The 7,410-nt window shown below is 35.5% G+C and carries 4 protein-coding genes; all 4 read left to right on the forward strand.

All coding sequences use genetic code 11. The features are described 5' to 3' along the window. Positions 1-33 precede the first annotated feature (33 nt). The 4 genes from AB1349_06245 to carB all read left to right on the forward strand — a co-directional run bounded on the left by AB1349_06245 (position 34) and on the right by carB (position 7,202). Complete coding sequence (locus AB1349_06245; protein MEW6556938.1) at positions 34-2,151, forward strand: adenylate/guanylate cyclase domain-containing protein; 2,118 nt, start codon at positions 34-36, stop codon at positions 2,149-2,151. Further along, the gene (locus AB1349_06250; GenBank protein MEW6556939.1) at positions 2,141-3,271 is read left to right on the forward strand and encodes an iron-containing alcohol dehydrogenase; all 1,131 of its coding nucleotides are present in this window, start codon (positions 2,141-2,143) and stop codon (positions 3,269-3,271) included. The genes AB1349_06245 and AB1349_06250 overlap by 11 nt, the downstream gene beginning before the upstream one ends. A 33-nt stretch (positions 3,272-3,304) precedes the next feature. Further along, on the forward strand, positions 3,305-3,640 hold the full coding sequence (locus tag AB1349_06255) for a cupin domain-containing protein (GenBank protein MEW6556940.1): 336 nt from the start codon (positions 3,305-3,307) through the stop codon (positions 3,638-3,640). A 142-nt stretch (positions 3,641-3,782) separates the two neighbouring features. Next, positions 3,783-7,202, forward strand: coding sequence for a carbamoyl-phosphate synthase large subunit (gene carB, locus AB1349_06260; protein MEW6556941.1), 3,420 nt, complete (start codon positions 3,783-3,785; stop codon positions 7,200-7,202). The last annotated feature ends 208 nt before the right edge of the window (positions 7,203-7,410 follow it).

Here is a 7,410-nt window from a genome sequence, read left to right on the forward strand (position 1 = left end):
TATTTGACCGCCACTGAAGTGGCGTAGAAACATATGAAAAAAGTAATAATCCCAATTTTGTTGGTTATCGTTCTAATTATTGGAAATCATATTTTTAATCTTATTGAATCAAAAAATACCAAGCCAACTTCTTTCAACTTCAGTTTTCCAGATGGCAAACTTCATAAATCTATCGCTGATAGATATAAAATCCCTGCTGATACAAAAATCAAAGATATAGAACTTGTCGGTACATTTAACGAATGGGGCTGTCCAAAACATATTGATTATATTCTTAACTCTGCAGGTTTGTATTTTCTGAAAAAGGTTGATGAGAATAGTTATACTACAACACTTAAATTAACACTTAAATTACCACCCGGTATACATTTGTATAAGTTCAGATTGATTCCGAAAGATAAAAAATTGAGAGAAAAAATACAACATATATGGACTGAGGACTTAAACAATTTTAATAAAGTTGACGACCATTTTGGTGGTTTTAATTCTGTAGTTGAAATAAAAACTGTTAAACCTGTAAAGTTAATTTTTAATCTTGTGATGCTCACTTTATTGTTTTTGGTTTTAGTTGCTCCTTTTTTCAATTGGTTTATTAGAATACTGATGCGATTGAATATACGACTTCTACCGAAATTCATTATTATTGCTGGTAGTGTGTTATTATTATTTGGTATAGTTTTGTCATCTGCACTAATTTTGAATCTAAAAAACATTTTTAGAGATACAGATATACAAATTGCCAACCTGCTATATGTTAATTCTGATGAACATTTGAACACATTATTGAGAGACAAGAAAACAGAACCACCAACACAAACAAATACTTTCTGGAAAGTGGTTGCACGGTTCCGTGATACAAAAGGTATCAGCAGTTTTGTTGCATTACGCAAGATTGATATTACCAATGTAGTTGTATATAGCAGTGATGGCATCCCTCTAACATTAGGTGCTGCTGAAAATACGACCCTGTGGTTAAATGCTCATCCTGAATCCTTTAAGTTACTAATTAAAAATCTCTATACCAAAATTGATTTCTCCAATATACACGACCTAACATACGCAAGAGTTGAGCCAACATATTACACATTAAAACTTTATCCTAAGAAAAATATTTTTTCTGATTTTTTATTAACCTTAAAACTTATTATTCAAACAAAACAACTCTTTCCTTATAATGCATTTATCTATCCCATCAGAACAATAACAAAAGTTCATGGCTATTTTCTTATTTTTTCATACTATAACTTAAAACAATGGCAACTTGCTAATATCCTATCTTCATCCGGGTATTCACTACTTTTAATTTCAATCATTGGGATTATGGTTTTGATATTTGTGATTCAGGTTTTGCTAATGCCTGTATATACATTGGTTAAAGAAATGAGGCGAGTAGAAAATATGGATTTCAATGCTCGTGTCTATTTCAAAACAAAAGATGAGATAGGGCAATTAGGTTCCGCATTTAATGAAATGGTAAAAGGGCTTAAAGAAAGAGAGTTTGTAAAGGAAACATTTAAACGCTATGTAGCGAAACCGGTAGTTGAAAAAATATTAAAAAATCCAGGTATGCTGCATCTGAAAGGTGAGAGAAGAAACATTTCTGTGCTTTTTGTTGATATACGCGGGTTCACAAAATATGCTGAAGCATCACAACCTGAAGAAGTGCTTGAAACATTAAACCAGTATTTTGATAAAATAATTGATGTTATTTTTGAGTATGAAGGAACACTTGATAAATTTATTGGCGATTGCGTAATGGCTGTATTCGGTGTGCCTTTAGAGCAGCAAGACCATTATTTAAGGGCTTGTAAATGCGCGTTAAAGATTCGGGATGAGATCATAAAATTAAACCAAATAAGAACACTGCAGAACAAACAAATACTTCATACCGGTATTGCAATAAATACAGGCGAAGCGGTTGCAGGCAATATCGGCTCTGAGAAAAGAACCGATTACAGTGTTATTGGCGATACTGTAAATGTTGCATTCCGATTACAACAGATATGCTATCCCGGGCAGGTTCTTATCGGTGAGAATGTGTACCAGTATGTAAAAGCTGAAGTAGCGGTTCCCGAACCGTTTGAAACTGAAATTAAAGGCAGAATCAAACCAGTAAAAGTATATGAATTGTTGAATGTGAATGATGTATAAATTCTTTTTACCAACAAAAATAATTTTTGGAGAAAATGCTGTTTCTTTTTTGCCTGAAGAAATAAAAAAATTCGGTAATAAAACATTTATTGTTTGTGGTAAGAAATCAATCAAACAAGCAGGCACTTTAGATAGAATAAAAAAACTGCTAAATGACGAAGGGATTGAAACTATAATTTATGATTCTATCAGTCCAGAGCCAGATACAGAGATTGTAAATGCTGGTCTGAGAATTGTAGGGCGAGAAAAATGTTGTTCTGTTATCGGTATTGGTGGTGGTAGCGCTATTGATGTTGCAAAAGCAGTTGCAGGGCTTGCTAGTGAGGAACATTCTGCAGAAGATTATTTAGAAATTGATGGAATAAAAAAAATAGAAAATCCGGGACGACCTTTTATCTCTGTACCGACTGTTTCTGGTACAGGTGCTGAAGTAACGATGAATTCAGTTCTTGTAAATCCAAAAACTGGTAATAAAAGGTCAATACGGTCTAAATACCTTTTTGCAAAAGTTGCAATTATAGACCCGGAACTTACATTAACAGTGCCGCCTGATATCACAGCAACTTCTGGTATTGATGCACTCTGTCATCTTGTAGAAGGGTTTATCTCTAAAAAATCAAACCCTGTATGTGACACTTTAGTTCATAGAGGAGTAAAATATGTTATTGAGAATCTGCCCAGAGTAATAAAAAATCCTGAGAACTTGCACGCACGCGAAAAACTGGCACTTGCTTCTCTATACGGTGGAATAATGATTGCCAACTCAGGACTTACACTTGCTCATGGTATCGGTTCTGTTATAGGTCCAAAATACAAAATCCCACATGGGCTCGCCTGTGCAATCTCTCTACCAGAAGTACTGAATTACAATCTTCCAGTATTACCACAAGAAAAATTGGTAGTCACAAGACGAGTGTTTGGTAAAAATCCAAAACTGTTTCTAAAAAAATTTTTTAGAGAGATTAATCTCCCAACAAAACTAACCAATATAACATACATAACCGACTCAACTGAATTAACAAAACTCGCAGAACAGATTTTGAATACATCATCAGCAAAAGGCAACCCAAAAGAAGTAACGGTTGAAGATATTACAAAAATATTGAAAAGCATTATTTAATGGCATAATTTATACTGACGGAGATGATATTTTATGGAAAAAACAAACGAACGGGAAAAGAAATTCAGGCAGGGTGATTCAGGACCGAAATATTTGATTCAAGGACCAAAATGGGAAGGTGGAATTGTTGTTTTTAAGCCAGGTGAAAAACTTGGTGCACACTACCATAACGAAGTAGAAGAAACATTTTATTTCCTTGAAGGCAGTTGCAAAATCTATGTGAATGATGTAGAATACCAAGCAAACCCAGGCGATGTTTTTCGGCTTGAACCAAAAGAGAAGCATGATATCCATAATAACACTACTGAAATTGTTAAAGCGGTATTCATAAAATGTCCATATCTACCAACCGACAAAATCAAAGCTTAAAACTGAAAAAATGTTTTCATGTTGTCGCTAACACGAAAACATTAAATACAAAAAAAGTGATTATTCCTATGGGATAATGCCAATATTTAGCCGACGAGAAAATCAAAAGACGTCGGACAGCCTCTTATCTATTACAAAAAATATGCCGAAACGGACTGATATTAAAAAAATTTTAATTATTGGCTCTGGACCAATTATTATAGGTCAGGCGTGTGAGTTTGATTATTCAGGCACACAAGCGTGTAAATCATTAAAAGAAGAAGGATATAAAATAATTCTTGTGAATTCAAACCCAGCAACAATAATGACCGACCCTGAATTTGCAGATAAAACATATATTGAGCCATTGACAGTTAAATTTCTTGAAAAAATTATTGAGAACGAAAAACCGACTGTACTTCTGCCTACACTTGGCGGCCAAACAGCACTTAATCTTGCGGTTGAACTCTATGAAAAAGGCATTTTGAAAAAATACAATGTTGAACTTATAGGTGCAAAATACGAAGTGATAAAAAAAGCAGAGGACAGACAACTTTTTAAGAATACAATAGAAAAAGCAGGACTGGAAGTTCCGAAATCCGGTTATGTAAAAAGTTTTAATGAAGCAGTAGAAATTGCAGAAAAAATTGGCTTCCCGAATATTATCAGACCTTCATTTACACTCGGTGGTGGTGGTGGAAATATCTGCTATAGTAGAGATGAGTTTGAAGAAAAAGTAAAATGGGGATTTTCGGTAAGTCCTGTTCAGAAAATACTGATTGAAGAATCGGTTATTGGCTGGAAAGAATACGAATTAGAAGTGATGCGTGATAAAAACGATAATGTTGTAATTATCTGCCCGATAGAAAATCTTGACCCGATGGGTGTTCATACAGGCGATTCTATTACTGTTGCACCTGCACAAACGCTTACCGATAAGGAATACCAACGACTCCGAGATGCGTCAATAAAAATTATGCGAGAAATTGGTGTAGATACTGGCGGGAGTAATATCCAGTTTGCTGTGAATCCTGAAAACGGCCGAATTGTCGTCATAGAAATGAACCCGCGTGTGTCTCGGTCGTCTGCACTTGCATCAAAAGCAACTGGTTTTCCGATTGCAAAGATTGCTGCAAAACTCGCGGTTGGCTATACGCTTGATGAAATCAAAAACGATATCACAAAGAAAACACCGGCATCGTTTGAGCCGTCAATTGATTATGTAGTTGTAAAAATACCTAGATTCACATTTGAAAAATTTTTACAAGCAGACCAGACATTAACCACATCTATGAAATCCGTCGGTGAGGTAATGGCGATTGGCAGAAACTTTAAGGAGGCGTTACAGAAAGCGATAAGAGGACTTGAAATTGGAAGATATGGGCTTGGTGCGGATGGTTTTGGTCAAGTCCAGATTGTAGAAAAAATCTGTAGACAACCTGAAAATTCAATTGAAAGAAACGCATACATTGAGCAGGTGAAATACAAATTGAAAGTTCCAAATTGTGACCGTATATTCAATATAAAATATGCGATTCAACTCGGACTTTCAGTTGATAAAATCTCAGAACTTTCTAAAATTGATAAATGGTTTATCTACCAGATAAAAGAACTTGTAGAGTTAGAGAAACAACTCCAAGGTAAAGGTAAAGGTAATCGGCAATTAATTGCCGATTACAAATTGGTCAAATTCAAATATGAAAATAGATATAAAGCCGACGGTAAATCAGGGTTTCTTGGTAGGGGGGAATTAATTCCCCCCTACCAATTGAATGCCGAAATTTTATACAAAGCGAAGCAGTATGGGTTTTCTGATTACCAGATTGGATATTTGACTGGGAAAACTGAGCAAGAAATAAGAAGATTAAGATTGAGATTGAGATTGAAACCAACATACAAACTTGTAGATACTTGTGCAGGCGAGTTTCCTGCATACACACCGTATTTTTATTCTACATATGAATCAGAAAGTGATACTATTGAACATAAGAACACAAGAACACAAGAACATAAGAATGCCGTTATGATTTTAGGTGGCGGACCAAACAGAATCGGTCAGGGAATAGAGTTTGATTACTGCTGTGTTCAGGCGGTATTTGCACTCAAACAATTAGGTTATGAGACGATAATGGTTAATTGTAATCCTGAAACCGTCTCTACGGATTATGATGTTTCGGACAAACTTTATTTTGAGCCACTCACAGTTGAAGATGTGCTAAATATTTATGAACGCGAAAAGCCGATTGGTGTAATAATCCAACTTGGCGGACAGACACCGTTAAATTTAGCCCGAAAACTTAAGTCAGCAGGTGTAAAAATTTTAGGCACTTCGTTTGATAGTATTGACTTAGCAGAAGATAGAATCCGGTTCGGTAAACTGTTGAAAAAATTAAAAATACCGCATGCACAATGGAGTTATGCAAACAATTTTGAGAAAGCATTAAAAATCACAAAAAAAATCGGCTATCCTGTACTTATCAGACCTTCGTATGTTTTAGGTGGTAGAGCGATGGAGATTGTGTATGACGATGAAGCATTAAAAAATTATCTTGAAAATGCAACAAATGTTTCGCCCGAGCAGCCTGTTTTGATAGATAAATTCCTTTCTGATGCAGTTGAAGTTGATGTTGACGCAGTTTCCGACGGCAAAGGTAGGAAAGGTGAGGCAGGAGAGAATATTTTTATCGCTGGCATAATGGAACATATAGAACAGGCAGGTATCCATTCCGGTGATAGTGCGTGTTCAATCCCGACAAGAACATTAGGAATGCGGATTACGCAGATTATAACAGATTACACAGAAAAATTGGCAAAAGCACTAAATGTTAAGGGTCTTATGAATATACAGTTTGCTGTAAAAGATAATAAGGTCTATGTTTTAGAAGTAAATCCGCGTGCGTCACGAACAGTGCCATTCGTCTCAAAAGCAACAGGGATTCCGGTTGTGAAACTTGCAATTTCCTGTATGCTTGGTCAAAAATTACTTACCCGCTTACCCGCTTACCCGCTTACCCGCTTACACTATTTCGCTGTCAAAGAAGCGGTTTTACCATTCAACAGATTTATAGGTTGTGATACAGTTTTGACTCCTGAAATGCGTTCTACAGGCGAAGTGATGGGAATCGGTCCTTCGTTTGCAGTTGCATATGCGAAATCGCAAATTGCTGCGGGAATGAATTTCGCTGATAAAAGAAAAATATTTATCAGTATAAAAAACAGTGAAAAAGAAAAAATAATTCCTGTTGTCAAAGAGTTAAAAAAATTAGCATTTAAGATAGTTGCTACCTCAGGCACTGCGATATTTCTTAGACGACAAAAAATAAAAGTCAGTATTGTAAAAAAGGTAAGCGAAGGCAGTCCGAATGTAGTTGAGATGCTCAAAGCAGGTAAAATTTCGGTTGTTATAAATACACCGAGTGGCAAAAAAAGCGCTATCTCAGATGGTTATCTAATAAGAACTTCGGCACTCTATCATAACATACCTATAATTACTACTATAGAAGCTGCTAAAGCGACAGTAGAAGCACTTAAGTCATTAGGAAAAAAAGCAATTTCCGTTAAGCCCCTACAGAAATACTACTAATCCAGAAAAATAATTTTATTAAATTCAAAAAAGCACTTGACAAACTACCGATTTTTTGTTATACTTTTGCCAGAGGTTAAAAAATGGTTAACAGTGCAGTCATTGCGAGGAATGAAATGACGAAGCAATCTCATACTGTCATTCCCCTTTTCTCAAAAGGGGTGTCCCGCAGGGACGGGGTATTCATTTCCGAATGTCCCTATCGGGA

The sequence above is a fragment of the Elusimicrobiota bacterium genome, from assembly GCA_040757695.1.
Lineage (GTDB): Bacteria > Elusimicrobiota > UBA8919 > UBA8919 > UBA8919 > JBFLWK01.

Bases quoted from the DNA above. Each gene is read 5' to 3' on its own strand.
- AB1349_06250 (MEW6556939.1), top strand. From the start codon at position 2,141: ATGATGTATAAATTCTTTTTACCAACAAAAATAATTTTTGGAGAAAAT.
- AB1349_06255 (MEW6556940.1), top strand. From the start codon at position 3,305: ATGGAAAAAACAAACGAACGGGAAAAGAAATTCAGGCAGGGTGATTCA.
- carB (MEW6556941.1), top strand. From the start codon at position 3,783: ATGCCGAAACGGACTGATATTAAAAAAATTTTAATTATTGGCTCTGGA.
- AB1349_06245 (MEW6556938.1), top strand. From the start codon at position 34: ATGAAAAAAGTAATAATCCCAATTTTGTTGGTTATCGTTCTAATTATT.